Consider the following 1,080-nt stretch of genomic DNA (forward strand, 5'->3'; position numbering starts at 1 on the left):
GCCTCGGAGCGGTTGACCCGCCGCTTCGGCGCCGGTCCGGTCACGGCCGTCAGCGTCGGGACCGGCCTCCCGGCGCACCGCCAGCCGCCAGCGCTGCAACCGGTGCGCGGCCACCCGCATCGTCTCCGGGACCCACTCCCAGTCGCTGCGCCAGTGGTGGGCCAGGATGGCCAGCCGGACGGCGGCGGCGTCCTCCCCCGCGGCGCGCAGCCGGGAGACCAGGACGAGGTTGCCCAGCGACTTGCTCATCTTCTGCCCGTCGAGGGCCACCATGCCGCCGTGGGCGTAGGCCTGCGCCAGCTCGGTGCCGCCGGTGAGGGCGCGGGCGTGGGCCGCGCCCATCTCGTGGTGGGGGAAGGCCAGGTCGCTGCCGCCGCCCTGCACCGACAGCGGCGCGCCGAGGCGGTCCAGCACGATCCCGGCGCACTCGATGTGCCAGCCCGGGCGGCCCGCGCCGAGCTCGCCGCCGTCCCAGGACGGCTCGCCCTCGCGCGCCACCCGCCACAGCAGCGGGTCCAGGGCGTCCTCCTTGCCGGGGCGGGCGGGGTCGCCACCGCGCTCGGCGGACAGCGCCAGCATCTCCTCCCGGCCCAGACCGGAGACGGCACCGAACCGCGCGTCCGGCTGCACGCGGTAGTACACGTCGCCGTCCGGTTCCCCCCCGCTGCCGGGCACCCGGTAGGCGCGGCCCTCGGCGAGCAGGCGCTGCACGTCGGCCACGACGAGGGGCAGGGTCTCCACCACGCCGAGGTACTCCTCCGGGGGGATCACCGCCAGCGCGGTCATGTCCTCGCGGAACAGGTCGGTCTGCCGGCGGGCCAGCTCCCGCCAGTCCTCCCCCGTCGCGGCGGCGCGCTCCAGGAGCGGGTCGTCGACGTCGGTGACGTTCTGCACGTAGCGCACCCGGTGCCCGGCGTCGCGCCAGGCGCGTCCGAGCAGGTCGAACGTCACGTAGGTCGCGGCGTGCCCGAGGTGGGTGGCGTCGTAGGGCGTGATGCCGCAGACGTAGAGGGTGGCGGTGCCGCCGGCCTCCTCGGGACCGGTGGGCTGCAGCCGCCCGGTCGCGGTGTCGTGGAGGTG

Annotated in this window: 1 protein-coding gene; it reads right to left on the reverse strand. The window is 76.8% G+C overall.

Going from position 1 to position 1,080, the window contains the following annotated elements; genetic code table 11:
- Positions 1-1,080 (reverse strand): cysteine--1-D-myo-inosityl 2-amino-2-deoxy-alpha-D-glucopyranoside ligase (mshC, locus tag ABEB16_RS19630; protein WP_345713888.1); only part of this gene is annotated, 1,080 nt, incomplete at both ends.

Origin of the sequence: Kineococcus glutinatus, from assembly GCF_039542765.1 — a bacterium.
In the GTDB taxonomy this organism is placed as follows: Bacteria; Actinomycetota; Actinomycetes; order Actinomycetales; family Kineococcaceae; genus Kineococcus_A; species Kineococcus_A glutinatus.